The organism is Streptomyces sp. MBT65 (assembly GCF_016612545.1).
Lineage (GTDB): Bacteria > Actinomycetota > Actinomycetes > Streptomycetales > Streptomycetaceae > Streptomyces.
The window spans coordinates 1-1320 of record NZ_JAENRY010000668.1 but is presented as its reverse complement, the minus strand read 5'-3'; the positions used below and the strand labels follow the sequence as shown (position 1 = coordinate 1320).

At 73.5% G+C, this 1320-nt stretch carries 1 protein-coding gene; it reads left to right on the top strand.

What is annotated here, in order from left to right:
- Positions 1-591: Rv3235 family protein (locus JHN63_RS53760; RefSeq protein ID WP_234478973.1), on the top strand; the 591-nt coding region annotated here is incomplete at its 5' end.
- Positions 592-1320 lie beyond the last annotated feature (729 nt).

Genomic DNA, 1320 nt, shown 5'->3' with positions numbered 1-1320 from the left:
GTACGGGACGTTCCCCCGCCGCCCCGGCACGGGTTCGCCTCGCGGACAGGGCGGGGGAACGTCCCGTACGGCACCTGCGGCCGAGACGCCGGCGAGCGCGGCTCCGGCGAGGCGCACGGGTGCGACCACTGTCCCGAGGCCTTCTGCACCGACGCCGAGCCACGGCACGACCCCTACGGCATCAACTCCCATGGCAGGCCGAGCGGTTTCCCACACCTCGCCGCACACCTCGCCGAGCACCTCACCGCGTACCTCACCGCAGGCCGAACCCCACACCGTGCCCGCCCAGGCCACCCAGGCCGCCCGCAGCGGGGTTCCGCAGCCACGCCCCACCGATCTCTTCGCCGANACGACCTGGCCCGGCTCGCCGAACACGGCCCCCTGCGGGCCACCCGCGGCAGCCGCCCGGTGGTTCGCGACATCGGCTACTACGTCGCCCGTCCGGGCGCCGTGGAGGCCTTCGCCCGCATCGGTGCGGGTGACCAGGTAAGGGCCATGGCCTTCCGCCTGGAACGAGGCGCGGACCTCCGCTGGCGCTGCACGGCGGTGGAACTGGGCGGCCCGCGCACACCGCACACGGACGACGACTGAGGAGGGCCCAGGAGGGCTGACGAGGGCCGCGGGAGGACCGGGGCGGGGCTACGGGCGGAGGCAGGGCGAGGGCCGGGGCCGGAACCTGAGCGGAGAGCCGGAGCCAGAGGCAGGGCCGGAGCTGAGGCTGAGGCCTGAACCGAAGCCAAGGCTAAAGCCGGAGCCGGAGGCAGGGCAGAGCCCAAGCCGGAACCAAAGGCGAAGCCGGAGCCAAGGTCCCAGCCGGCACGAGAGCCAAGGCCGAGGACCGGGGTGGGGCTGCCGGGTCGGGGAAGTGTGACAGTTCTCCCCGGACTGTCACCACTTCTGCGGACCGCCCCCGGGAGGGAAGGCAGGGGACCGATCGGCGGACTGGGGCCACCGGCCGGACCTCCAGCCCGGCCCAAAACCGATCCGGAACCCGTCCAGAACCGGAGCTGGGACCGAGGCCAGGACCGAGGCAGAAGCCAAGACCACGGCCAGCTCAGGCGTCGGTACAGAAGCCGGCTCCAACGCCGGAGCCGGAGCAGAAGCCAGCGCTGGTGCCGAAGCCGAGGCAGAACCCGGAGCCAAGGTCGAAGCCGGCGCCGGCGGCGGCCCCAGCAGCGCAACCGCCCGCCACGCCTGACGCCCCCCTGCCTTCCTACCTAGAACCCGCCCGCACACCGCACCCACATACCCGCACCCCGCCCGCCACCCTCACACCCCCACAAGGCACACACGCCAAAGGGCCAGGCACCTTCACGATGC